A 23,337-nucleotide genomic window follows, 5' to 3' on the forward strand; every position below is an offset into this window, starting at 1 on the left:
GGGGGGGGCGGGGCGGGGCGGCGGGGGGGGGGGGGCCGGCGGCGGGGGGGGGGGGGGGGGGGGCGCCCCCCCCCCCGCCCGCCCGGACCGTCCGCCGGCCGCGACCGGCACCCCCGTGCCGCCGGTCGCGGCGATCCGGCCCCGTCCGGGGGGACGGGGGACGGGCGGCGCCGTCAGGCCGGCGCCACGCTGGTCAACGCGACGACCCGCGACCGGTTACGCAGCGGGCGCAGGACCGGCCGCTCCGGGCGTGTCGGGCCTCTGGTGCGACGCGCGACCGCGGGGCCGGGTCAGCGGTAACGGGTCGCCGTGACCGACCGCTGCGCCCGGCTCACGGGCTCCGGGGCGGGCCGGCCGGGCTCCGGCCGCGGGCGGACCCGACGGACGGGGCTCAGAGCGTGGTGACGAAGTCGGCCAGCTGGGCGGCGTTGCGGCACTCGACCATGTCGATGACCTCGCCGTACCGGTCGGCCGCGGAGTCACCGCTCCCCCACAGCCGCCGCGGCTCGGGGTTGAGCCAGTGCGCCGAGCGGGCCCGCTCGACCAGGTCGGTGAGCACGGGCAGCCCCGGCTGGCGGTAGTTGGTCCGCCCGTCGCCGAGCACCAGCAGCGACGTCTTCGGCCCGACCGCGGCCGGCCAGCGGTCGGCGAAGACCTCGAGGGCGTTGCCGTAGTCGCTGTGCCCGTCGAAGGCCACGACGTCGGCCTCGCGGCCGATGCGGGCGATCGCGTCGGAGACGTCGGCGCCGGGCCGGAAGAAGCGCGTCACCTCGTCGGTGGCGTCGACGAAGGCGAACGCCCGGACGCCGGAGAAGTGCTCGCGCAGCGCCTGGGTGAGCATCAGGGTGAAGTGGCTGAACCCGGCCACCGAGCCGCTGACGTCGCAGAGCACCACCAGCTCCGGCTTGTGCACCTTGCGCGGCCGGTGGTGGGTCACCACCGGCACCCCACCGGTGGCCAGCGAGGCCCGCACGGTCCGGCGGAAGTCCAGCCGGCCCACGCGGCCCATCCGCCGCCGGGCCGACAGCCGCGCCGCCAGCCGCCGGGCCAGCGGCGCCACGGTCCGCCGCAGCTCGGCGAGGTCGGCCTGCTGCGCGCGCAGGAAGTCGACCTGGTCGGCCAGCGGCCGCACCGCACTCCTGGCGACCCGGTCGCGCCCGCGCTCGGCCGCCGCCCGCCGTCGCACCTCGGCGTCGACCGCGGCCCGGAAGGCGGCCAGCCGCTCGCGCACCGTCTGCCGCGCCACCTGCTCGGCCAGGCCGCCGCGCCCGCCGTCGCCGAGCAGGCCGGCCAGGAGCTGCGCGACCAGCGTGTCCGGTGACAGCGCCCGCATCACCCGGTAGCCGAAGTAGGACTGTCCCGACGGGGAGGCCGGCGCGCGGCCGAGCTGGTCGACCGCCTGCCGGGCGAGGCGGCGCAGCGCCTCGTCGTCGCCGTCGAGCAGCAACCGGGCCAGCTCGGCGCGCATCCGCTCGGCGAGGTCGCGCTCGTCACCGCCCCCGTGCCCTTCGGGCAGGGTCAGCGTCGAGCCGTCGGCGTCCCCGGGCTCCCCGTCGGCGTCGGCGTCCGGCGAGCCGGTCGCCGGGCGGTCGGCCAGCGGCCACCACAGGTCGAACAGCACGTCGTAGGCCGGCCGCTGCGACGCCCGCTGCAGCAGCACCGCCGCCAGCCCGTGCCGCAGCTGCTCGCGCTCGAGCAGGTCGACCACGGTGAGGATCTCCGCGGCGTCGACGGCCTGGCTGATCCCCACCGGGATGCCGGCCTCGCGCACCGCCCGCACGAACCCGTCGAGGTGCCCGACCAGACCCCCCGGAGCAGCCGACGACGACGGTGCGGACATCAGTTGAGCCGCAGCTCGGCGGCGGCGCGGTCCTGGTCGCTGGCGTGCTTGAGCACCACGCCGAGCGTCGAGCGGACCGCGGCCTCGTCGAGGGTGTCCAACCCCAGCTCGAGCAGTGTCTGCGCCCAGTCGAGGGTCTCGGAGATCGACGGCGACTTCTTCAGCTCCATCGCCCGCAGCGCGCGGATCGTGCGCACCAGCTGCTCGGCCAGCCCCGGCGCCAGGTCGGGCACCCGCGAGAGCACGATCTCGCGCTCGCGCTCGGCGGAGGGGTAGTCCAGCGCCAGGTACAGGCAGCGCCGCTTGAGCGCCTCGGACAGCTCCCGGGTGGCGTTGGAGGTGAGGACGACGGTCGGCCGGCGGGTCGCGGTCACGGTGCCGAGCTCGGGGATGGTGACCTGGAATTCGCTGAGCACCTCCAGCAGCAGGCCCTCCACCTCGACGTCGGCCTTGTCGGTCTCGTCGATGAGCAGCACGGTCGGCTCGGTGCGCCGGATGGCGGTCAGCAGCGGCCGGGAGAGCAGGAACTCCTCGCCGAAGACGTCGTCGTGCACGGTGTGCCAGTCGGCGCCGTCGGTGCCCTGCGCGGCCTGGATGCGCAGCAGCTGCTTCTTGTAGTTCCACTCGTACAGGGCCCGCGACTCGTCGAGGCCCTCGTAGCACTGCAGCCGGATCAGCTCCGACCCGGTCGCCGCGGCCAGCGCCTTGGCCAGCTCCGTCTTGCCGGTCCCCGCCGGCCCCTCGACCAGCAGCGGCTTGCCCAGCCGGTCGGCCAGGAAGACCGTCGTCGCGATCTGGGTGTCGGGCAGGTAGCCGGCCGTGGCCAGCCGCTTGCTCACGTCGGCGACCGAGGAGAACTGGGGCGACTGCGACGGCGGGCGGGGCATGCGGCTCCTCGGGGACGACCGGACGGCGGTCAGCGGGTGTGGCCGCTGCCGGTGACGACGTAGGTGGTGGAGGTCAGCTCCGGCAGGCCCAGCGGGCCGCGGGCGTGCAGCTTCTGCGTGGAGATGCCGATCTCGGCGCCGAAGCCGAACTCCCCGCCGTCGGTGAACCGCGTCGAGGCGTTGACCAGGACGGCGGCGGCGTCGACCCCGGCGGTGAACGCGGCGACGGCGCGGGCGGAGTCGGCGACGATGGCCTCGGAGTGGCCGCTCCCCCACCGCTCGATGTGGTCGAGGGCGGCCGGCAGGTCGTCGACGACCCGCACGGCCATGTCCATCGACAGGTACTCGGCGGCCCAGTCCTCGTCGGTGGCCGGGACGACGGCGTCGTGCGCGGCCCGTGCCGCGTCGTCGCCGTGCAGCGTCACGCCGGCGTCGGCGAGCGCCGAGAGCAGCCGCGGGAGGAACGGCACGTCGCGGTGCACCAGCAGCGTCTCCGCGGAGTTGCACACGCTCACCCGCGACGTCTTGGAGTTGAGCACGACCGCCTCGGCCATCGCCGCGTCGGCGGAGGCGTCGACGTAGACGTGGCAGTTGCCGACGCCGGTCTCGATCACCGGCACGGTGGCCTCGCGGACGACACGCTGGATGAGCAAGGCGCCGCCGCGCGGGATGACCACGTCGACCAGTCCGCGGGCGCCCAGCAGCTCCCCCACCGAGGCGCGGTCGGCGGGCAGCAGCTCGACCGACCCGGGCGGCAGCCCGGCCTTCTCGGCGGCCTCGGTGAGGACGGCGACCAGCGCGGCGTTGGTGCCGTACGCCGAGGCCGAACCGCGCAGCAGCGCCGCGTTGCCGCTCTTGAGGCACAGGCCCGCGGCGTCGACGGTCACGTTGGGCCGCGCCTCGTAGACGATGCCGACCACGCCGAAGGGCACGCGGACCTGCCGCAGCTCGAGCCCGTTGGGCAGCCGGGAGCCGCGGACGACGTCGCCCACCGGGTCGGGCAGGGCCACCAGCTCGCGCAGCGCGCCGGCCACCGCGGACACCCGGCCGGCGTCCAGGCGCAGCCGGTCGAGCACCGACGCCGGCGTCCCGTCGGCCGCCGCGGCCTCGACGTCGAGCGCGTTGGCGGCCAGCACCTCGTCGGTGCGCTCGACCAGCGCGTCGGCCATCGCGGCGAGCGCGCCGTCCTTCACGTCGGTCGGGAGGGTGCGCAGCACCCGGGCGGCGGCGCGGGCACGCGCGGCGGCGGCCCCGATGAGCGGCAGCTCGGTGACCTCGGACACGACCCGCAGGATACGCGCCGGGCCTCCCGTCCGGCCCCCTCGGCCGTCGTGTGAGAATGGTTCTCATGACCATCTCCTCGACGCGCGCCGTCGCCTCCACCGCCGCCGCGGCCACCGCACTCCTGCTCGCCGGCTGCGGGTCCTCGGGCGGCGACGCGGCGGCCGCGGACGGGGTGGGCGTCGTCGCGGCGTTCTACCCGCTGCAGTGGGCCGCCGAGCGCGTCGGCGGCGACCGCGTCGACGTCACCTCCCTGACCCCGCCCGGCGCCGAGCCGCACGACCTGGAGCTCACGCCGCAGGACGTGGCCACCGTGACCGGGACCGACCTGCTCGTGTACCTGGAGGGCTTCCAGCCCGCCCTCGACGACGCCGCCGCCGAGGCCGGCGACGCCGCCTGGGACGCCGGGCAGGCCGCGGACCTGTCGCTGACCGCCGAGCCGCACGGGCACGAGGGCGAGACCGAGGAGGAGCACGCCGAGCACGCGGACGAGGAGGCCGTCGACCCGCACTTCTGGCTCGACCCGACCCGGCTGGCCGACGTCGGCGACGCCCTGGCCGGCCGGCTGGCCGAGGTCGACCCCGACGGCGCGGCCACCTACGAGGAGAACGCCGCCGCGCTGCGAGCCGACCTCGAGGCGCTCGACGCGGAGATGCAGCAGGGCCTGGCCGACTGCGCCGTCCGCACGATGGTCACCGCCCACGACGCCTTCGGGTACCTCGCCGACCGCTACGGTCTCGAGGTGGTCGGCATCACCGGCCTCAGCCCGTCGTCGGAGCCCAGCGCCGCCCAGCTCGCGGAGATCTCCGCGCTGGTCCGCGAGCAGGGGGTGACCACCGTCTACACCGAGACCCTCGTCGACCCGGCCGTCGCCGAGACCGTGGCCGGGGAGGCCGGCGTGCAGACCGCCGTGCTCGACCCGCTGGAGGGCCTGACCGACGAGTCGGCCGGCGCCAACTACCTCGAGGTCATGCGCGCCGACCTGGCCACCCTGCGCGCGGGCCAGTCCTGCGCATGACCGACAGCTCCACCGCCGACACCGCGCTCCGGCTCGACGGCGCCACCATCGGCTACGGCGACGTGGCGATCGTGCGGGACGCGCACCTGACCGTCCGGCGCGGCGAGGCGCTGGCCGTCCTCGGCGCCAACGGCTCGGGCAAGACCACCCTCTCCCGCGGCCTGCTCGGCCTGGCCGCCGTCCTCGGCGGCACCGTCGAGGTGCTCGGCGCCCCGGTCGGCCGGCTGCGCGAGCGCGGCCGGGTGGGCTACGTGCCGCAGCGGCACACCGTCAGCGGCGCCATGCCGGCCACCGTGCGCGAGGTGGTCGGCGTCGGCCGGCTGCCCCGGCTCGGGCTGTTCGGCCGGCCGGGCCCGCGCGACCGGGCCGCCGTGGCCGACGCCGTCGACGCCGTCGGCCTGGCCGACCGACTGGAGGACCCCGTGGCCTCGCTGTCCGGCGGGCAGCAGCGCCGGGTGCTCGTGGCCCGCGCGCTGGCCGCCGAGCCCGAGCTGCTGGTCATGGACGAGCCGACCGCCGGGGTCGACGCCGGCAGCCAGGAGGCGCTGGCCGGCGTGCTGGCACGGGTGTCGGCGCGGGGAACGACACTGGTCGTCGTGACGCACGAGACCGGCCCGCTGGCCGCGGTGCTCTCCCGCGCGGTGGTGGTCGATTCCGGCCGGCTCACCTACGACGGCCCGCTGGCCGGCGCGGAGACGCTCGCCGGCACCGGCGGGCACCACCACCCCGGTGAGGACGACGGCCCGCTCGTCCCCGGGTACCGCCTCGACCAGCCGCGCCCGGCACCCGACGCCGTCCGCGTGCGCAACGGGAGCCGCTGACGTGGAACTGCTGCAGTACGGCTTCATGCAGCGGGCGCTGCTGGCCTCGCTCATGGTCGGCCTGGCCGCTCCCGCGGTCGGCGTCTTCCTCGTGCAGCGGCGGCTGTCGCTGCTCGGTGACGGGCTCGGGCACGTGGCGCTGACCGGCGTCGCGATCGGCATCCTCACCTCCACCGCCCCGGTGGGGACGGCGCTGGTGGCCGCCGTCCTCGGCGCGGTGCTCATCGAGCTGGTCCGCGCCCGGGGGCGCACCAGCGGCGACGTCGCCCTGGCGGTGCTCTTCTACGGCGGCATCGCCGGCGGCGTGGTGCTGCTGTCGCTGGCCCCGCGCGGGCAGGCGACCAACCTCGACGCCTACCTCTTCGGCGCGATCACCACGACGACGGCGGGCGACGTCACCGCCTTCGCCGTCATCACCGTCGTCGTCCTGGGCGTCGTGTGGCTGCTCGGCTCGCGGCTCTACGCCGTCAGCGACGACGAGGAGTACGCCCGCGCGGTCGGCCTGCCGGTGCTGCCGCTCAACGTGGTGCTCGCCGCGCTGGTCGCCGCCACCGTCGTCCTGTCCATGCGGGTGGTGGGCCTGCTGCTGATCAGCGCGCTGATGATCCTGCCCAGCGCCGTCGCCCAGCTGGTCGGCCGCAGCTTCCGCCAGACCCTCCACCTGGCCTGCGCGATCGGCGTGGTGGTCAGCGTCACGGGCACCGCGGCGTCGTACTACACGGGGACGCCGTCGGGCGGCACGATCGTGCTGCTGGCCATCGCGCTGTTCCTCCTCGTCACCACGGCCGTGACGGTGCGCGACGCCACCGCACGACGGCGGCACGGCCGCCGGGTGGAGGTGCACGCCGCCCACCCGCACGAGCACGGCGAGGGCTGCGGGCACCGGGCGGTGCCGCACGGCGACCACGTCGACTACGACCACGACGGCCACCTGCACGCACCGCACCACACCGGCACGGGCGTGCACTACGACGAGCACAGCGAGCGCGACGGCCGGCCGGTCCCGGCGCGGACGGAGCGCTCGTGAGCAGCCCGGCCGAGGTCCCCGCCCGCCGGCAGACGCGGCAGCGGACGGCGGTGCTGGCGCTGCTCGACGAGCTCGACGGCTTCCGCACCGCGCAGGACCTGCACGCGCTGCTGCGCGAGCGCGGCGACGCCGTCGGCCTGGCCACCGTCTACCGGGCGCTGCAGGCCCTGGTCGACGACGGCCTGGTCGACGTGCTGCGCAGCGAGGTCGGCGAGGCGGCCTACCGCCGCTGCTCGCCGGTGCACCACCACCACCTGGTGTGCCGCTCCTGCGGGCGCACGGTGGAGGTGGCCGACCCGCCGGTGGAGCGCTGGGCCGCCCGGGTGGCCGCCGAGCACGGCTTCGCCGACGTGCAGCACCAGCTCGAGGTGTTCGGGACCTGCAGCCGCTGCGCGGCCGGCACGGCCGCTCAGCGGTAGGGGTCGGTCACCTCGCGCAGCCGGGTGAGCGCCGCGCGCAGCTGCGCGGTGGCCTCCTCGCCCAGGTGGGCGGTCCACTCGGCCTCCACCTCGACCTCGACCCGCCGCGCCACGGCGACGGCGGCCAGCCCGCGCTCGGCCATCCGCACCAGCCGCGCGCGGGCGTCGGTGGGGTCGGGCACTCGCTCGACGTAGCCCGAGCGCGCCAGCTGGTCGACGAGGTGACCGGCCGTCTGCTTGGTCACCAGGGCCTGCTCGGCGAGATCGGTGAGCCGGGTGCCCCGCGGCCCGATGCGCGCCGCGATCCGCCCCTGCGCGGGGGTGAGGTCGTCGTACCCGGCGGCGGCGAGCGCGGCCAGGATGCGGGCCTCCATGGCGCGGTGCGGGTAGAAGCACAGGACGCCGAGGTTCTGGCGCTCCTCGTCGGACTCGGTCACGGGACCCCTTGACGATGGTCAGATGATCTGACTAGATGGTCAGAGGATCGTACCGATTCCGAGGAGGCCACCGTGGACCTCGACGACGTCTGGCGCACCATCGACACCGAGCGGGCGAGCCTGGCCGACCTGCTCGACGACCTGTCCCCGGCCGAGTGGGAGACGCCGTCGCTCTGCGACGCCTGGCGGGTCCGCGACGTGGCCGCCCACCTGACGCTCGCGCAGATGGGCCCGGCGGCGGCCGTGGTCGCCACCGTCCGGGCGCGCGGGAGCTTCGACCGGATGATCCGGGACACCGCCCTGCGCGCCGCGCACCTGCCCGAACCGGAGTACGCGCGCCGGATCCGCGCGATGGTCGGTTCCCGGCGCACGGCAGCCTTCGTCAGCCCGCTCGAGCCGCTGATCGACGTGCTGGTGCACGGCCAGGACGTCGCCGTCCCGCTGGGCCGCGAGCGTGCGGTGCCGCCCGCCGCCGCGGCCGCCGCCGCCACCCGGGTGTGGGGGATGAGCTTCCCGTTCCGGGCACGGCGGCGGCTGGCGGGGTTCGCGCTCACCGCCACCGACTCCGGCTGGAGGGCCGGCACCGGCGCGCCGGTCGAGGGGACGACCGGCGACCTGCTGCTGCTGCTCACCGGCCGCACCGCTGCGCTCGACCGGCTCTCCGGGGAGGGCGCTCACCAGCTCGCGGCGGCACGGGGCCGTCGCGACGACCCGACGAGGAGGACGCCGTGACCTGGGCCGTGACGATGGACGTGCCCGAGCCGGTGGCGCTGTACGACGCCGCCCACCGGGCACTGCTGGAGCGGACCGGCGGGGCCGTCGACGGCCTGCTGGTCCACCTGGCGCGGGAGACCGGGGACGGGTTCCAGGTGATCGAGGTCTGGGAGTCGCGCGAGGACTTCGAGCGCCACGACGCGGAGGTCGTCGGGCCGCTGGTCGCCGACCTGCTGCAGGGGCGGCCGCCCCCGGCCGCGGTGGTCACCCCGTTCGACGTCCGCGGCCTCGCGCTCCCCCGGGCCGGCGTCGCCGTCTGACCGCGTCCCGGCGGCGGCCGGGTGACCGCCGCCCGCGGGCGGTCAGTTGAGCGCGCGGGTGCCGGCCGGGAGGGTGCCACCGGCGACCATCTCGGCGGCGGCGTCCTGCAGGGCGGTGAGCGCGACCCGCTGGGTGAACGGGCCGGTGGACACCCGGGCGACGCCGAGCTCCTGCATCTCGCGGGCCGGCAGCGAGGCGCCGGGCACGCTGATCAGCGTGACCTTGCCGCGGCCGAGGCCGTCGACCAGCGCCTCGACCTCCTCGCGGGCCACCACGCCGGGCACGAAGACCACCGGCGCCCCGGCCCCGAGGTAGGCGCGGCCGCGGCGGACCGCCTCGGTGAGCACCTCGCCGCGGTCGGCGTCGGCCCCGGCGCGGACGAAGGCGTCGGTGCGGGCGTTGAGCACGAAGTCGACCCCGGCGTCGCGGCCGGCGCGCAGCACCGCCTCGACGGCGGCCACGGCGTCGTCCAGCGGCTTCATCTGGTCCTCGAGGTTGCCCCCGACGACGCCCTTCCCGATGGCCCGGCGGGTGGTCTCGCCGGCGTCGCCGTAGCCGGCCTCCATGTCCATGCTCACCGGCAGGTCCACGGCGGCGGTGATCCGGCCGACCATGTCGAGGTGCAGGTCGAGCGGGATGTTCTCGCCGTCCGCGTAGCCGAAGGTGGAGGCGATGCCGTGGCTGGCGGTGGCCAGTGCGCGGACGCCGTCGGTGCCGGCGACCACCTGGGCGGAGACGACGTCCCAGACGTTGGCCAGGACGAGGATCTCCGGGGCCGTGTGCAGGTCGAGGAGGGTGCGGGCGCGGGTGGCGAGGTCGGTCACGGGACCCGACAGTAGGGCCTCGTCCAGAGGCTCGCCCCGAGCTCGCGAGGGGTGAGGAAGGACGAGGTCCTTCACCTGCGGTCGCGCAGCGCGCGCAGGGCGGCCTTGCGGGCCTCGCCGGCCAGCCGGTCGAGGAAGACCTTCCCGTCGAGGTGGTCGACCTCGTGCTGCAGGCAGCGGGCCATCAGCCCGGTGCCCGACAGCCGCAGCGGCTCGCCGTGCACGTCGAACCCCTCGACGACGGCCGACATCGCCCGGACCGTCGGCGCCCAGATGCCGGGGATGGACAGGCAGCCCTCGTCACCGTCCTGGGTCTCCTCGGACAGCTCGACGACCCGCGGGTTGACCAGGTGGCCGATCTCGCCGTCGACGTTGTAGCTGAAGACCCGGGCGCTGACGCCGATCTGCGGCGCGGCCAGCCCGGCACGGCCGGGGTGGTCGACGGTCTCCAGCAGGTCGCGGACCAGGGCGGCCAGTTCCTTGTCGAAGGCCCGCACCTCGTCGGCGGGCGTGCGGAGCACGGGGTCACCGAGCTCGCGGATGGGGCGGATCGTCACGCGGGCAGTCTCTCAGCCGGCCGACCGGCGCCCGACCAGCACCATCTCGTCGCGGTGCACGACCTCGCGCCGGTACTCCGGGTCCAGGTCGGGCGTGCGCCGGCCGAGCAGGTCGGGCAGCTCGCGGGCGTCGTAGGCGACCAGCCCGCGGGCGACGACGGCGCCGTCCGGGCCGACCAGGTCGACCGGGTCGTCGGCGAGGAAGTCGCCGTCGACGCCGGTGATGCCGGCGGCCAGCAGGGAGGCCGACCGCTCCCGGACGGCGCGCACCGCGCCCTCGTCGAGCAGCAGCCGCCCCCGCGGCCGGCTGGCGTAGCGCAGCCAGAACTGCCGGCCCGAGGGGCGGCGGCCGTGCGGCTCGAAGAGGGTGCCGACGGACTCACCGGCCAGCGCGGCGGCGGCCTGCGGGGTCGAGGTGACGACGACGGGGACGCCCGCGCCGGAGGCGATGAGCGCCGCCTCGACCTTGGTGGCCATCCCACCGGTGCCCACGCCGTTGCGCCGGGCGGTGCCGAGGGTGACCGCGCCGAGGTCGGCGGGCCCGGCGACCCGGTCGAGCAGCCGGGCGGGACCGGTGCGCGGGTCGCCGTCGTAGACGCCGTCGACGTCGGAGAGCAGCACCAGCGCGTCGGCGGCGCAGACGTGGGCGACCAGCGCGGCGAGCCGGTCGTTGTCGCCGAAGCGGATCTCCTCGGTGGCCACCGTGTCGTTCTCGTTGACGATCGGCAGCGCCCCGAGGGTGAGCAGCCGCTCGAGGGTCTGCCGGGCGTTGCGGTAGTGGCTGCGCCGGGTGAGGTCGTCGGCGGTCAGCAGCACCTGCCCGACGGTGACGCCGTGCCGGTCGAAGGCGTCGGCGTAGGTCTGCACCAGCCGCAGCTGGCCGACGCTGGCCGCCGCCTGCGCGGTGGCGAGGTCGCGCGGGCGGCCCTCGACGCCGAGCGGCGCCAGCCCCGCGGCGATCGCGCCGGAGGACACCAGCACCACCTCGCGGCCCGAGGCGCGCACCGCGGCCAGGACGTCGACCAGGGCGGTCAGCCGCGCCGGGTCCAGCCCGCCGGGCAGCGTGGTGAGCGACGAGGAGCCGACCTTGACGACCACGCGGGCGGCCCCGGACAGCTCGGGGCGGGCGCTCACGTGCCGTCCCCGTCGTCCGGGAGGTCCTCGTCCCCCCACGTCTCGGTGAGCTCGTACGGCGTCCGGCGGGCCCTCTTGGCCGCCAGCCGCTCGGCGGCCCGCACGCGGTGCGGGGCGTCGATGCGGCTGTCGGTGCCGCGGCCGCCGAGGCCCGCGGTCTCCTCGGCGATCGGGCTGCCCGCGGGCAGGCTGGGCACGAAGTCGAAGCCGACGTCGCCGATGACGACCATGTCGCCCTCCTGCGCACCGAGCCTGACCAGCTCCTCCTCGACGCCCAGCCGGTTGAGCCGGTCGGCGAGGTAGCCGACGGCCTCGTCGTTGGTGAAGTCGGTCTGCCGGACCCAGCGCTCGGGCTTGACCCCGCGGACGACGAACGTCGCGTCGTCGTCCGGGTCGCGGGTGACGGTGAAGCCGGAGTCGTCGACCGCGCGCGGCGTCAGGGTGACGCGGGCGGCCTCCGGCGCGGGCAGGGAGGTGCGGTGCTCCTCGACGGCGGCGGCCAGCGCGTAGCCGAGCTCGGTCAGCCCCTCCCCCGTCGCGGCACTGACCGGGAACACCCGCAGCCCGCGGGCCTCCAGCGACGGCCGCACCAGGTCGACCAGCTCCCGGCCGTCCGGCACGTCGATCTTGTTGAGGACGGCGATCCGCAGGCGGCCGACCAGGTCGAGCCCGTCGCCGCCGGCGGCGCCCTCGGAGTACAGGGCCAGCTCGTGCTCGAGGGCCTCGATGTCGCTCTCGGGGTCGCGGCCGGGCTCCGGGGTCGCCATGTCGACGACGTGCACCAGCACCGCGCAGCGCTCGACGTGGCGGAGGAACTGCAGCCCCAGGCCCTTGCCGGTCGAGGCGCCGGGGATCAGGCCGGGCACGTCGGCCATCGTGTAGACGACGTCGCCGGACCGGATGACGCCGAGGTTGGGCACCAGCGTGGTGAACGGGTAGTCGGCGATCTTCGGCCGCGCCGCGGACATGGCGGCGATCAGCGAGGACTTGCCCGCCGAGGGGAAGCCGACCAGGCCGACGTCGGCGACGCTCTTGAGCTCGAACACCGCGTCGAAGGCCTCGCCGGGCTCGCCGAGCAGCGCGAAGCCGGGCGCCTTGCGGCGGGGGTTGGCCAGTGCGGCGTTGCCCAGGCCGCCCTTGCCGCCGGCGGCCAGCACCACCCGGGTGCCGGCGCCGACGAGGTCGGCGATGACCCGGCCGTCCGGGGTGCTCACCACCGTGCCCTCGGGGACGCGCAGCACGCGCTGCTCGCCGCGGGCGCCGTGCCGGTTGCTGCCGGCGCCCGGGCGGCCGTTGCCGGCCTTCTGGTGGGGGTGGTGGTGGAAGTCCAGCAGGGTGTGGACGTTGGGGTCCACCTCGAGGACGACGTCGCCGCCGTCCCCGCCGTTGCCGCCGTCGGGACCGCCGAGGGGCTTGTACTTCTCACGGTGCACCGACGACACGCCGTGACCGCCGTTGCCGGCGGCGACGTGCACGACGACGCGGTCGACGAACGTGGCCATCTGTTGCCTCTACCTGCTCACTGCGTGCCGAACGCCGACGAGCGCACGGGCCGGCCGGCCCGTGCGCTCGTGGCGGTGCGTGTGGACGTGGCCCCGTCGCAGGGTCCCGCCGCGAGCGTGCGAGCGGTGGGGGCGACGGGGTCCTCGTTCAGTCGACCGTGGTGATCGAGATGGTCTTGCGACCGCGCCGGGTGCCGAAGGTGACCGCACCGGGCGCGAGGGCGAACAGCGTGTCGTCGCCGCCGCGGCCGACGCCCAGGCCCGGGTGGAAGTGGGTGCCGCGCTGGCGGACGATGATCTCGCCGGCCTTGACGACCTGGCCGCCGAAGCGCTTGACGCCGAGGCGCTGGGCGTTGGAGTCGCGGCCGTTGCGGGAGGACGAGGCGCCCTTCTTGTGTGCCATGTCGTCGTCAGCCCTTCGTGATGTCGCGGACGACCACGTCGGTCAGCGGCTGACGGTGCCCCTGCCGCTTGTGGTAGCCCGTCTTGTTCTTGAACTTGTGGATGCGGATCTTCGGGCCCTTGCCGTGGCCGACGATCTCGCCGGTCACGGTCACGCCCGCGAGCGCCTGCACGTCACTGGTCACGGTCTCGCCGTCGACCAGGAGCAGGGCCGGGAGGGTGACGGTGTCGCCCGCCTCACCGGCGAGACGGTTGACCGTGAACCGGTCGCCCACGGCCACCTTGTGCTGCCGGCCACCGGCCTTCACGACTGCGTACACCACTGACTCCTCGATCGCTGCTGTCTGTCCCGCGCTGCGTCCTGCACGCACCCCGGCGCGGGCACCGGGTGCTGGACGGGCCGCACCGCCTCCGCGGTCCCGGGCAGGGCCCGAGCCGGGGCGGTGCAACCCGACCAGCGTACCCGAGCGGCCAGGACCGGGTCGAACGTGGCCCCGGCCGCCGGGAGGGTCAGGAGGCCGGCGGACCGGCCGGGCGGCTGGCCGCGCGACGGCGGCGCGGACGTCCCCCGGCCGGCCCGGCGCCGTCGCCGGAGGGGACGCCGGGTGCGTGCGGGTCGGTCGACGGGGCCGGGTCGTCGGGACCGGCCGACGCGGGGATCCGCTCGTCCTCGTCGTCCTCGTCGTCCGGGTCCGTGCCGGACACCTGCTCGGGGGTCGCGACGGTGGCCGGCTCGGCCGTGGGCCCCGCGGTCGCGGTGGGCTCGGGCACGACGGGGTCGGCCGCGAGCTGGGACGCGGTGGGCTCCTCGATCACCGGCTCGGGCCCGGTGGTCGCCGGCTCCGCGGTCCCGAGCTCGGCGACCTGCGGCTCGGCGGTCCCCGGCTCGGCGGTCCCCGGCTCGATGACCTCCGCGCCCGGCACCTCGGCGCCGAGCTGGATCGTCACCTCGGCCTCGGCGGTGTCGGGGGCTCCGGGCGCCACGCCGTCGGTGCCGGCGTCGTCCGTGTCGATCCCGCCGGAGGCGGCGGCCAGCGCCGCCGCGTCCTCGGCGGCGCGCTCCTCACCGGCCTGGCCGCGGTTGCGGCGCCCGCGGCGGCGGCCGCCCGAGCGCTGTCCCTCGACCTCGGTCGCGTCGGCGCCGCCGCCCTCGGCTGCGGCGTCCCCGCCGGACGGCGCGGTCACCTCGACCACGGCCTCCTTGCGGTCGGCGTCCCTGCGGTCGTCCTTGCGCCCCTGGTCCCGCCGGCCGCCGTTGCCGCCGGCGCCACCCGGGCTGCCCGAGCCGCCGGAGCCGCCGGAGCCGCCGGAGCCGTTGCCGCCGCGGCGCCGGTCGTCCACGGGCTCGGTGCTCACGACGACGCCGCGGCCGCGGCAGTGCTCGCACGGCTCGGAGAAGACCTCGAGCAGGCCCTGCCCGACCCGCTTGCGGGTCATCTGCACCAGGCCCAGTGACGTCACCTCGGCCACCTGGTGCTTGGTGCGGTCGCGGCCCAGGCACTCGGTGAGCCGGCGCAGCACGAGGTCGCGGTTGCTCTCGAGCACCATGTCGATGAAGTCGATGACGATGATGCCGCCGATGTCGCGCAGCCGGAGCTGGCGGACGATCTCCTCGGCCGCCTCCATGTTGTTGCGGGTGACGGTCTGCTCGAGGTTGCCGCCGGACCCGGTGAACTTGCCGGTGTTGACGTCGACGACGGTCATCGCCTCGGTGCGGTCGATGACCAGCGAGCCGCCCGAGGGTAGCCACACCTTGCGGTCGAGCGCCTTGGTCAGCTGCTCGTCGATGCGCAGGTCGCGGAAGACGTCGCCCTCGCCGACGTGCCGCACCAGCCGCCCGGACAGCTCCGGGGAGACGTGTGCGACGTAGGCCTCGACGGTGTCCCAGGCGTCGTCGCCCTGGACGACGAGCTCGGAGAAGTCCTCGTTGAAGACGTCGCGGATGACCCGGATGGCCAGGTCGGGCTCGCCGTAGAGCAGGGTCGGCGCGTTGCTGCTCGACCCGGCCTTCTGGCTGATGACCTCCCACTGCGCCTGCAGCCGGGCGACGTCGCGGGTGAGCTCCTCCTCCGAGGCTCCCTCCGCGGCGGTCCGGATGATGACGCCGGCGTCCTCGGGGACGATCTTCTTGAGGACGTCCTTGAGCCGCTGCCGCTCGGTGTCGGGCAGCTTGCGGCTGATGCCGGTCATCGAGCCGCCGGGCACGTAGACGAGGAACCGGCCGGGCAGGTTGACCTGCTGGGTCAGCCGGGCGCCCTTGTGGCCGATCGGGTCCTTGGTGACCTGGACGAGCACCTTGTCACCGGACTTGAGCGCCTGCTCGATCGAGCGCTGCTTGCCGGACAGGCCCGCGGCCTCCCAGTTGACCTCGCCGGCGTAGAGGACGGCGTTGCGGCCCTTGCCGATGTCGACGAACGCCGCCTCCATGCTGGGCAGCACGTTCTGCACGCGGCCCAGGTAGACGTTGCCGGCGAAGGACGTCGCCTGTGCCTGGGTGACGTAGTGCTCGACCAGCACCCCGTCCTCGAGGACGGCGATCTGGGTGCGCTCGCCGCGCTGGCGGATGACCATGCGCCGATCGACGGCCTCCCGCCGGGCGAGGAACTCCGCCTCGGTCAGGATCGGCGCGCGGCGGCGGCCGGTGTCGCGGCCCTCGCGGCGGCGCTGGCGCTTGGCCTCCAGCCGGGTGGATCCGGCGACGCCCCGGACGTCCTCGTCGCTGGTGGTGCGTCCGGTGCGGCCGGCCCGCTCGGGGCGGTCGTCGTCGTCGGTCACGCTCTCGCCGGCGGCCTCCCCGCCGCGGCGGCGGCGACGGCGGCGCCGGCGGGTGCTCGAGCCGGTCTCGGCGTCGTCGCCCTCGGCCGCCTCGTCGGCGTCGGTGTCCTCGTCCTCGGTGTCGTCGTCCGAGGTGTCCTCGTCGACGCGCCCGTCGGCCCGGCCGTCGCCGTCGTCGTCGGTCTCCTCGCCGGCGTCCTCACCGGTGCGGCCACGGCCGCGGCCCCGGCGCCCCCGGCGGCGGCGGCGGCTGCCCGCCGCGCCGTCGTCACCGGTGTCGTCGCGGTCGGCGTCGTCACCGGTGTCGTCGCGGTCGGCGTCGTCACCGGTGTCGGTGTCGAGGTCGGTGTCCTCGGCGTCCACGTCGGCGGCCGGCGGGAGGTCCTGCTCGTCGGCGTCGGCGGCCGGGGTCACGGTGTCGGCGTCCCCGCCGCGACGGCGCGACCGGCCGCGGCGCGAGCGCGGCGCCGGGATCTCCTCGGCCTCCTCGTCGGGGGCGACGTCCTCCACGTCCGGGGACTCCGGCAGCGGACGGCGGCTGCGCCGGCGGGTCGCCGGCGGCACCTCGGTCTCCAGCGGCGCCACGAAGCTGACGAAGGCCGGGACCGCGGGGGCCACCGGCGGGGGCGGCGTGTAGGTGCCGGGGTCGGCGGCGCCGGCCGGCCGGGTGGCCCGCCGGCGGGGGCGGGCGATGACGGCGGTCGGCTCCGGCGAGCTGAACTCGGCGCCGAACGGCGACGGCGCCTCGTCCGGCTCGGCCGCGTCCGTCCGGTCCGCGTCGGGCTCGGCCGGCTGGCCGGCGGCGAGCTCGATCCCCTCCGGCTCGATGCCGTCCGGCTCGAACCCGCCGGGCTCGATCCCGTCGGCGTCCGGCTCGGCCCGGTCGGGATCGGTGGCCTGCGCCGGGGCCTCGGCGGGGGTGTCCCCGGCGGGTCCCTCCCCCGCCGGGTCGCGGACCGGGGTCCCGACGGTCGCGGTGGGGTCCGCCGCGGTCCGGTCTCCGGTGGTGTCGCTGTCCTGGTCGGCCACGAGGGCTCGCCTCCTGTGTGGTGCTCCCGGGCGCCGGTCGGGGAGGACAGGCGGCCGCGCAGGAGCACGGGTTGGGCGGGCCGGGCGACCGCACGGGGTGCGGCGGTGAGCTCGGCCTGCGAAGTCTGGGGTCGGTCCCGGGCGGTGGTCGCCGCGGCCGGGGCCGGACTGCAGGTGGTGCGGTGGTGCGGTGGTCTCGGGTGGTGCCGGGTCGGGGCGTCACGTCTGGCAGCCGTGCCGCTCGACGGCGCGGGAGCCCCCGGGCTCGCCGGTCAGACCGCGGCGTGCTCCCCCTGGCAGCGGGTGCGCGTCACTCGGTCGGGACCGAGCGGATCGGCCACGGTCCCGCTGTCGTCGAGCCGGCCCTGCGCCTCACGCACGGCCCGTGGGGGCGACGGCGGGCGCAGGTCGGCGACGGCAGCGAGTGCGGCCACCACGTCGTCGGGTCGAACGGCGGGCGTCACCTGCCGGACGACCACGTGCAGTATGGCACAACCTGCCTCCCCGCCCGCGGACGCCGAGGCCACCGGACCCCGCGCATCCACGTCGCGCAGGCCGTTCTTGGTGCGCTTGGCCACGAGCACCTCGTCCCGGGCCAGGAGGGCCGCCACCGCGGCGGCGAGCTCGGCCGGCTCGACGCCGGGCATCTCGACCCGCCACCGGGCGGCGTCGATCCGGTCGGCCAGCGACCCGCCGCCCTCGGCGGCCTCCACGCACTCGAGCACGTCGACACCGGTGGGCAGCGAGGCGTCCAGCGCCGCCCGCACCTCCTCGGGGTCCCGCCGCTCGGCCAGGCCGATCTCCAGGTACTCGGCCTCGCTGGCCGCCCCGGTCGGCGCCGCCCCGACGTAGCTGATCTTCGGGTGCGGGCTGAACCCGGCGGAGAACGCCATCGGCACCCGGGCGCGGCGCAGGGCCCGCTCCAGCGCGCGGGCGAGGTCGCGGTGGGAGGCGAAGCGCAGCGGGCCGCGCTTGGCGTAGCGCAGCCGCAGCTTCTGGACGGTGGGCGGCGGGGGCGGCCCCTCGGGCTGGCGGGCCACTACCGGCCGACGACGGTGAGCGGGATCAGGCTGCGCCCGGTGGGACCGATCTGGATCTCGGTGCCGTTGGTCGGGCAGACCCCGCAGTCGTAGCAGGGGGTCCACCGGCAGTCGGCGACCTCCTCCTCGGACAGGGCGTCCTGCCAGTCGTCCCAGAGCCACTCCTTGTCCAGCCCGGAGTCCAGGTGGTCCCAGGGCAGGACCTCGTCCTGGGTGCGCTCGCGGGTGGTGAACCAGTCCAGGTCCACCCCGTACGGGGCGAGCTCCGCGGCGGCCACCCGGGCCCAGCGCTCGTAGGAGAAGTGCTCGCTCCAGCCGTCGAAGCGGCCGCCGTCGCGCCAGACGCCCTCGATCACCCGGCCCACGCGGCGGTCACCGCGGGAGAGCAGGCCCTCGACCACACCCGGCTTGCCGTCGTGGTAGCGCAGCCCGATCGAGCGGCCGATCCGCCGGTCGGCGTTGATGGCCTGCCGCAGGACCCTCAACCGGTGGTCGATGGTCTCGGCACCGGCCTGCGCGGCCCACTGGAACGGCGTGTGCGGCTTGGGCACGAACCCGCCGATCGAGACGGTGCAGCGGATGTCGCGGCGCCCGCTGGCCTCGCGGCCGGCGCGGATGACCTCGACCGCCAGGTCGGCGATCTCCAGCACGTCCTCGTCGGTCTCCGTCGGGAGGCCGCACATGAAGTAGAGCTTCACCTGCTGCCAGCCGTTGGCGTAGGCGGTGGTGACCGTGCGGACCAGGTCCTCCTTGGACACGGTCTTGTTGATCACCCGGCGGATCCGCTCGCTGCCGCCCTCGGGGGCGAAGGTCAGCCCCGACCGCCGACCGTTGCGGGACAGCTCGTTGGCCAGGGTCACGTTGAACGCGTCGACGCGGGTCGAGGGCAGCGACAGCCCGGTGTTGGTGCCCTCGTACCGGTCGGCGAGCTCCTTGGCCACCTGGCCGATCTCGGAGTGGTCGGCGCTGGAGAGCGACAGCAGCCCGACCTCCTCGTAGCCGGTCGCGCGCAGGCCCTGGTCGACCATCGAGCCGATGCCGGTGATCGTCCGCTCGCGCACCGGGCGGGTGATCATCCCGGCCTGGCAGAAGCGGCAGCCGCGGGTGCAGCCGCGGAAGATCTCCACGCTCATCCGCTCGTGCACGCTCTCGGCCAGCGGGACCAGCGGCGTCTTCGGGTAGGGCCACTCGTCGAGGTCCATGACGGTGCGCTTGCCGACCCGCGCGGGCACGTCGTCCCGGGTGCGGGTCACGGCCGCGATGGCGCCGTCGGGACCGTAGGAGACCGCGTAGAAGCGCGGCACGTAGACGCCGTCGACCCGGGCGAGGCGGGTCAGCAGCTCCTCGCGCCCGCCGGGGCGGCCCTGCTCCTTCCAGGCGGCGACGACGTCGGTGACGTCGCCGACGACCTGCTCGCCGTCGCCGAGGACGGCGCAGTCGACGAAGTCGGCGACCGGCTCGGGGTTGAACGCCGCGTGCCCGCCGGCCACGACGACCGGGTGGGTCTCGTCGCGGTCGACCGCGTGCAGCGGGACCCCGGCGAGGTCGAGGGCCTCGAGCAGGTTGGTGTAGCCGAGCTCGGTGGCGAAGCTGACGCCGAGCAGGTCGAAGTCGCGCACGGCCCGGTGCGCGTCGACGGTGAACTGGCCGACGCCGTGCTCGCGCATCAGCGCGGCCAGGTCGGGCCAGACGGCGTAGGTCCGCTCGGCGAGGGCGTCGGGACGCTCGTTGAGCACCTCGTACAGGATCATGAGGCCCTGGTTGGGCAGCCCCACCTCGTAGGCGTCGGGGTACATCAGCGCCCAGTGCACGGCGACGTCGTCCCACGCCTTGACCTGCGCGTTGAGCTCCCCGCCGACGTACTGGATCGGCTTCTGCACCTGGGCCAGCAGCGGTTCGAGACGGGGGTAGAGGCTCTGTCCAGTCATGACCGGTCCAGGGTAGACGCCGCCCGCCGGCCCGAGGGCCCCGCGGCGGGCGGGGTCAGGACAGCAGCAGCCGCTCCAGCCGCCGCGCGCCGACCGCCAGCCCGGCCAGGCCCATGACCAGCAGGTAGGCCGCCGAGCCCAGCAGCGACCACCCGACGGCGCCGGTCACCCCGCCCCGGACCAGCTCGATGCCGTGGTAGAGCGGGGTGCACTCGACGACCAGCTGAAGCGGGCGGGGGTAGGTCGACAGCGGGTAGAAGGTCGTGGAGAACAGGAACAGCGGCAGGACGGCGACCTGCACGGACTCGAAGTCCTGCCAGCCGCGCAGGAACGTGGTCGCCCCCAGGCCCACCGCGGCGAACGCGAACCCGATGAGGACGGCGGCCGGCAGCGCCAGCACCGCCCACCACGAGCCGACCAGCCCCAGCACCAGCATCACCAGCAGGAACGCCGCCGAGTAGGCCGCCCCGCGCAGCAGCGCCCACACCGTCTCCCCCACCGCGGCGTCGGCGGCCGAGACCGGCGTGGCCAGCACGGCGTCGTAGAGCTTGGCGTAGCGCAGCTTGAAGAAGAGGTTGAAGACGGCGTCGTAGACCGCGCCGTTCATCGCCGCCGAGGCCAGCAGCGCGGGGGCCACGAACTGCTGGTAGCTCAGCGCGGTGCCGCCGTCGGTGACGACGTCGCCCACCAGCCCCCCGATGCCGACGCCGATGGACAGCAGGTAGAAGAACGGCTCGAAGAAGCCCGAGGCGAACACCACCCAGTTGCGGCGGGCCACCAGCAGGTTGCGGTGCACGAGGGTGCCGGCCCGGCGGGGCGAGAGCGGGTACAGCGGCACGACCCGCAGCAGCAGCGACGGCGAGGTCCGGGCGCTCACCGGACCAGCCGCCGGGTGAGCGTGCGGGTGGCCAGCCACGTGCCGGCGACGATCCACAGCGTCAGGTAGCCGGCGTGCAGCAGCGCCGTCCCCGCCCCGGGGGTGCCGAGGGCGAGGTCGCGGGCGAACGCGACCCCGTGCCACAGCGGCGTCGCGTAGGCGACCCACTCGAGGACCGTCGGCAGCTGGCCGACCGGGAAGAAGGTGCCGGAGAACAGGAACACCGGCACGAGGAGGAACCGCTGCAGCGCGGCGAACGCCGAGTCCTCCTCCAGCCGGCCGGCCATGGCGGTGACCGGCGCGGCGAAGGCCAGCCCGGTGAGCAGGGCGACCGGCACGGTGAGCACCACCAGCGGGCTCCCCGCGGCGCCGAAGGCCAGCAGGACGACGAGGAAGGCCGCGGCCGACGTCGTCACCCGGAAGGCGACGTAGAGCAGGTGGCCGGCCACCAGGTCGGCCGGGCGGGCCGGGGTGGCCAGGACCGCGTCGTAGGTGCGGTCCCACTTGATCGCCCCGAGCACCGGGTAGCTCGACTCGCCGGTGGCCGTCTGCATCGCCGCGGCCACCAGCAGGCCCGGCGCGAGGAAGGCCAGGTAGCCGACGCCGCCGGGCAGCCCCGGCCCGCGGTCGACCAGGGTGCCCAGCGTCAGGCCCATCGCGGCGAGGAAGAGCACCGGCTCGAGCACGCTGCCGATCGCGCTGCTGCGCCAGTGGTGGCGGTGCGCGGTCAGCCGCTGCAGGAACAGCGACCAGGCGGCCGGGCCGGGCATCAGTCGACCAGGGTCCGGCCGGTCAGGCGCAGGAAGACGTCCTCCAGCGAGCTGCGCCGGACCAGCGACGACACCGGGTGGACGCCCTCGGCGAGCACCGCCGAGAGCGCGGCGTCACCGTCGGCGGTGTAGAGCAGCAGCCGGTCGGGCAGCACCTCCAGCCGCTCGGCGACCCCCCGGGCCACCAGCGGCGCCAGCGCCTCGGCGTGCGCGGCCGGGCCGGGTGTGCCCTCGGTCAGCGGGAAGCGCAGCTCGCACACCTCGCGGGTGGACCAGGTGGCGATCAGCTCGGCCGGCGAGCCCTCGGCGGCGATCCGGCCCCGGTCCATGACGACGAGCCGGTCGCACAGCTGCTCGGCCTCGTCCATGTAGTGCGTCGTCCATGTAGTGCGTGGTGAGCACGAGGGTGACGCCGCGCTGCTTGAGCCGGTACAGCCGCTCCCACAGGACGTGCCGGGCCTGCGGGTCCAGGCCGGTGGTGGGCTCGTCGAGCAGGACGACGTCGGGGTCGTTGACCAGCGCCCGGGCGATGGTGAGCCGCCGCCTCATCCCGCCCGACAGCGGCTCGACCCGGTCGCCGGCCCGGTCGGTGAGCTGGACGAAGTCGAGCAGCTCGGCGGCCCGCTCGCGCACCGTGGCCCTCGGCAGACCGAAGTAGCGGCCGTAGACGAGCAGGTTCTCCGCGACGGTGAGCTCGAGGTCGAGGTTGTCGGTCTGCGGCACGACGCCGAGGCGGGCCCGGATGGCCGGGCCGTCGACGGCGGGGTCCATGCCCAGGATCCGCAGCTCGCCGGCCGTCGGCGGGGAGACCGCGCCGATCATGCGCATCGTCGTGCTCTTGCCGGCGCCGTTGGGCCCGAGGAAGCCGAAGGCCTCCCCCGGCGCGATGTCGACGTCGATCCCGTCGACCGCGGTGGAGGAGCCGAAGCGCTTCACCAGGCCCCGGGCCCGGACGACCTCCCCCACGGTCGGCGACGCTACCGGCGGTCCCGGGGGCGGGGTCCAGCCGGTTTCCTCAGCCGAGGGCGGGGAAGAAGAGCGCGACCTCGCGGGCGGCGGACTCCGGCGAGTCCGAGCCGTGCACGATGTTGTTCTGCACCTCGAGGGCGAGGTCGCCGCGGATGGTGCCGGGCCCGGCCTTGACCGGGTCGGTGGCGCCGGCCAGCGCGCGGAAGGCCTCGATCGCCCGCGGGCCCTCGACGACGAGGGCCAGCAGCGGGCCGCCGGTGATGAACTCGACCAGCGAGCCGAAGAACGGCCGCTCGCGGTGCTCGGCGTAGTGCTGCTCGGCGACGTCGCGGGTCAGGGTGCGCAGCTCGGCGGCGACCAGCCGCAGGCCCTTGGCCTCGAGCCGGGAGACGACCTCCCCGACCAGGCCGCGGGCGACGCCGTCGGGCTTGACCAGGACGAGGGTGCGCTCAGCGGTGGGTGCAGACACGGTGCCGGAGACTACGGGACGGTCCGCGTCAACCCCGGTTGACATCTCGGGCATCGTCAACCACAGTTGACGCATGGCCCCTCCTCCCGCCGTTCCCACCGCCGCCGCGGCCGACGACCCGGACACCGGCCTGCGGGCCGTCCGGGCGCTGCGCGAGCTTGCCGAGCGCCTCGAGGTGCTGCAGGTCGGCAACGCGCGGGCGCGCGGCTGGTCGTGGCAGCGGATCGCCGGGGCCCTCGGCGTCAGCCGGCGGGCCGTCCACACGGAGCACGCCCGGAGCAGGAAGGACGTCTGAG

25 protein-coding genes are annotated in these 23,337 nt (G+C 75.9%); 7 read left to right on the plus strand and 18 right to left on the minus strand.

All coding sequences use genetic code 11. The features are described 5' to 3' along the window. Positions 1–391 precede the first annotated feature (391 nt). The 3 genes from ABQ292_RS15360 to ABQ292_RS15370 are packed head-to-tail and all read right to left on the minus strand — an operon-like array spanning position 392 to position 4,010. A complete protein-coding gene (locus tag ABQ292_RS15360) occupies positions 392–1,840 on the minus strand; it encodes a vWA domain-containing protein (protein WP_369207878.1) in 1,449 nt (482 codons plus the stop codon). Next, positions 1,840–2,727 (minus strand): AAA family ATPase, encoded by an 888-nt coding sequence (locus tag ABQ292_RS15365; RefSeq protein ID WP_369207880.1) that lies wholly within the window; start codon positions 2,725–2,727, stop codon positions 1,840–1,842. Before ABQ292_RS15365 ends, ABQ292_RS15360 begins: the two co-directional genes overlap by 1 nt. Before the next feature lie 29 nt (positions 2,728–2,756). Next, a complete protein-coding gene (locus ABQ292_RS15370) occupies positions 2,757–4,010 on the minus strand; it encodes a glutamate-5-semialdehyde dehydrogenase (protein WP_369207883.1) in 1,254 nt (417 codons plus the stop codon). Between the two features lie 65 nt (positions 4,011–4,075). Here ABQ292_RS15370 and ABQ292_RS15375 point away from each other — a divergent pair, with 65 nt between their 5' ends. The 4 genes from ABQ292_RS15375 to ABQ292_RS15390 are packed head-to-tail and all read left to right on the plus strand — an operon-like array spanning position 4,076 to position 7,293. Then, positions 4,076–5,026 (plus strand): metal ABC transporter substrate-binding protein, encoded by a 951-nt coding sequence (locus tag ABQ292_RS15375; protein WP_369207885.1) that lies wholly within the window; start codon positions 4,076–4,078, stop codon positions 5,024–5,026. Continuing rightward, positions 5,023–5,847 (plus strand): metal ABC transporter ATP-binding protein, encoded by an 825-nt coding sequence (locus tag ABQ292_RS15380; protein ID WP_369207887.1) that lies wholly within the window; start codon positions 5,023–5,025, stop codon positions 5,845–5,847. The genes ABQ292_RS15375 and ABQ292_RS15380 overlap by 4 nt, the downstream gene beginning before the upstream one ends. 1 nt (position 5,848) lies before the next feature. Continuing rightward, positions 5,849–6,874: a metal ABC transporter permease gene (locus ABQ292_RS15385; RefSeq protein ID WP_369207889.1), complete on the plus strand. Its 1,026-nt coding sequence runs from the start codon at positions 5,849–5,851 to the stop codon at positions 6,872–6,874. Next, positions 6,871–7,293, plus strand: coding sequence for a Fur family transcriptional regulator (locus tag ABQ292_RS15390; protein WP_369207891.1), 423 nt, complete (start codon positions 6,871–6,873; stop codon positions 7,291–7,293). Before ABQ292_RS15385 ends, ABQ292_RS15390 begins: the two co-directional genes overlap by 4 nt. On the opposite strand, the gene ABQ292_RS15395 is transcribed toward ABQ292_RS15390, so the two are convergent. Then, entirely contained in the window at positions 7,284–7,730 is a 447-nt protein-coding gene (locus ABQ292_RS15395; RefSeq protein ID WP_369207893.1) for a MarR family winged helix-turn-helix transcriptional regulator, read from the minus strand. The genes ABQ292_RS15390 and ABQ292_RS15395 overlap by 10 nt on opposite strands. A 72-nt stretch (positions 7,731–7,802) precedes the next feature. Here ABQ292_RS15395 and ABQ292_RS15400 point away from each other — a divergent pair, with 72 nt between their 5' ends. Beyond that, the gene (locus ABQ292_RS15400) at positions 7,803–8,462 is read left to right on the plus strand and encodes a maleylpyruvate isomerase family mycothiol-dependent enzyme (protein ID WP_369207895.1); all 660 of its coding nucleotides are present in this window, start codon (positions 7,803–7,805) and stop codon (positions 8,460–8,462) included. Beyond that, positions 8,459–8,764, plus strand: a complete 306-nt coding sequence (locus ABQ292_RS15405; RefSeq protein ID WP_369207897.1) for an antibiotic biosynthesis monooxygenase family protein — start codon at positions 8,459–8,461, stop codon at positions 8,762–8,764. The genes ABQ292_RS15400 and ABQ292_RS15405 overlap by 4 nt, the downstream gene beginning before the upstream one ends. A 42-nt stretch (positions 8,765–8,806) precedes the next feature. Here the strand turns inward: ABQ292_RS15405 and ABQ292_RS15410 are convergent, their stop codons facing one another. The 14 genes from ABQ292_RS15410 to ndk all read right to left on the minus strand — a co-directional run bounded on the left by ABQ292_RS15410 (position 8,807) and on the right by ndk (position 23,041). Continuing rightward, entirely contained in the window at positions 8,807–9,589 is a 783-nt protein-coding gene (locus ABQ292_RS15410) for an isocitrate lyase/PEP mutase family protein (RefSeq protein ID WP_369207899.1), read from the minus strand. A 71-nt stretch (positions 9,590–9,660) separates the two neighbouring features. After that, positions 9,661–10,146, minus strand: coding sequence for a peptide deformylase (gene def / locus ABQ292_RS15415; RefSeq protein ID WP_369207901.1), 486 nt, complete (start codon positions 10,144–10,146; stop codon positions 9,661–9,663). Positions 10,147–10,158: 12 nt separating this feature from the next. Then, a complete protein-coding gene (gene proB, locus ABQ292_RS15420) occupies positions 10,159–11,280 on the minus strand; it encodes a glutamate 5-kinase (RefSeq protein ID WP_369207903.1) in 1,122 nt (373 codons plus the stop codon). Continuing rightward, complete coding sequence (gene obgE, locus ABQ292_RS15425; RefSeq protein WP_369207905.1) at positions 11,277–12,782, minus strand: GTPase ObgE; 1,506 nt, start codon at positions 12,780–12,782, stop codon at positions 11,277–11,279. The genes proB and obgE overlap by 4 nt, the downstream gene beginning before the upstream one ends. Positions 12,783–12,930: 148 nt before the next feature. Further along, positions 12,931–13,185, minus strand: coding sequence for a 50S ribosomal protein L27 (rpmA, locus tag ABQ292_RS15430; RefSeq protein WP_369207907.1), 255 nt, complete (start codon positions 13,183–13,185; stop codon positions 12,931–12,933). Between the two features lie 7 nt (positions 13,186–13,192). Next, positions 13,193–13,504, minus strand: coding sequence for a 50S ribosomal protein L21 (gene rplU, locus ABQ292_RS15435; protein ID WP_369207909.1), 312 nt, complete (start codon positions 13,502–13,504; stop codon positions 13,193–13,195). A gap of 190 nt (positions 13,505–13,694) precedes the next feature. Continuing rightward, entirely contained in the window at positions 13,695–16,988 is a 3,294-nt protein-coding gene (locus tag ABQ292_RS15440; protein ID WP_369207911.1) for an Rne/Rng family ribonuclease, read from the minus strand. Between the two features lie 272 nt (positions 16,989–17,260). Next, complete coding sequence (locus ABQ292_RS15445) at positions 17,261–18,028, minus strand: TIGR03936 family radical SAM-associated protein (protein ID WP_369207913.1); 768 nt, start codon at positions 18,026–18,028, stop codon at positions 17,261–17,263. Continuing rightward, a complete protein-coding gene (locus ABQ292_RS15450; protein ID WP_369207915.1) occupies positions 18,028–19,956 on the minus strand; it encodes a TIGR03960 family B12-binding radical SAM protein in 1,929 nt (642 codons plus the stop codon). The genes ABQ292_RS15445 and ABQ292_RS15450 overlap by 1 nt, the downstream gene beginning before the upstream one ends. Before the next feature lie 55 nt (positions 19,957–20,011). Further along, positions 20,012–20,833 carry an ABC transporter permease gene (locus ABQ292_RS15455; protein WP_369207917.1) on the minus strand — a complete coding sequence of 274 codons (822 nt, stop codon included), beginning with the start codon at positions 20,831–20,833 and terminating at the stop codon, positions 20,012–20,014. Next, positions 20,830–21,603: an ABC transporter permease gene (locus ABQ292_RS15460; protein WP_369207919.1), complete on the minus strand. Its 774-nt coding sequence runs from the start codon at positions 21,601–21,603 to the stop codon at positions 20,830–20,832. The genes ABQ292_RS15455 and ABQ292_RS15460 overlap by 4 nt, the downstream gene beginning before the upstream one ends. Then, positions 21,603–21,758 (minus strand): hypothetical protein, encoded by a 156-nt coding sequence (locus ABQ292_RS15465; protein ID WP_369207921.1) that lies wholly within the window; start codon positions 21,756–21,758, stop codon positions 21,603–21,605. Before ABQ292_RS15465 ends, ABQ292_RS15460 begins: the two co-directional genes overlap by 1 nt. Continuing rightward, the gene (locus ABQ292_RS15470; protein ID WP_369207923.1) at positions 21,718–22,569 is read right to left on the minus strand and encodes an ABC transporter ATP-binding protein; all 852 of its coding nucleotides are present in this window, start codon (positions 22,567–22,569) and stop codon (positions 21,718–21,720) included. Before ABQ292_RS15470 ends, ABQ292_RS15465 begins: the two co-directional genes overlap by 41 nt. Before the next feature lie 49 nt (positions 22,570–22,618). Then, the gene (gene ndk / locus ABQ292_RS15475) at positions 22,619–23,041 is read right to left on the minus strand and encodes a nucleoside-diphosphate kinase (protein ID WP_369207925.1); all 423 of its coding nucleotides are present in this window, start codon (positions 23,039–23,041) and stop codon (positions 22,619–22,621) included. Positions 23,042–23,114: 73 nt separating this feature from the next. On the opposite strand from ndk, the gene ABQ292_RS15480 reads away from it, so the two are divergent. Next, positions 23,115–23,336, plus strand: a complete 222-nt coding sequence (locus ABQ292_RS15480; RefSeq protein WP_369207927.1) for a helix-turn-helix domain-containing protein — start codon at positions 23,115–23,117, stop codon at positions 23,334–23,336. Position 23,337 lies beyond the last annotated feature (1 nt).

Origin of the sequence: Geodermatophilus maliterrae, assembly GCF_041018925.1 — a bacterium.
Lineage (GTDB): Bacteria > Actinomycetota > Actinomycetes > Mycobacteriales > Geodermatophilaceae > Geodermatophilus > Geodermatophilus maliterrae.

Coding starts and splice junctions, on each gene's coding strand:
- ABQ292_RS15360 (WP_369207878.1), bottom strand. CDS start 1,840: ATGTCCGCACCGTCGTCGTCGGCTGCTCCGGGGGGTCTGGTCGGGCAC.
- ABQ292_RS15365 (WP_369207880.1), bottom strand. CDS start 2,727: ATGCCCCGCCCGCCGTCGCAGTCGCCCCAGTTCTCCTCGGTCGCCGAC.
- ABQ292_RS15375 (WP_369207885.1), top strand. CDS start 4,076: ATGACCATCTCCTCGACGCGCGCCGTCGCCTCCACCGCCGCCGCGGCC.
- ABQ292_RS15380 (WP_369207887.1), top strand. CDS start 5,023: ATGACCGACAGCTCCACCGCCGACACCGCGCTCCGGCTCGACGGCGCC.
- obgE (WP_369207905.1), bottom strand. CDS start 12,782: ATGGCCACGTTCGTCGACCGCGTCGTCGTGCACGTCGCCGCCGGCAAC.
- rpmA (WP_369207907.1), bottom strand. CDS start 13,185: ATGGCACACAAGAAGGGCGCCTCGTCCTCCCGCAACGGCCGCGACTCC.
- ABQ292_RS15450 (WP_369207915.1), bottom strand. CDS start 19,956: ATGACTGGACAGAGCCTCTACCCCCGTCTCGAACCGCTGCTGGCCCAG.
- ABQ292_RS15460 (WP_369207919.1), bottom strand. CDS start 21,603: ATGCCCGGCCCGGCCGCCTGGTCGCTGTTCCTGCAGCGGCTGACCGCG.
- ABQ292_RS15480 (WP_369207927.1), top strand. CDS start 23,115: ATGGCCCCTCCTCCCGCCGTTCCCACCGCCGCCGCGGCCGACGACCCG.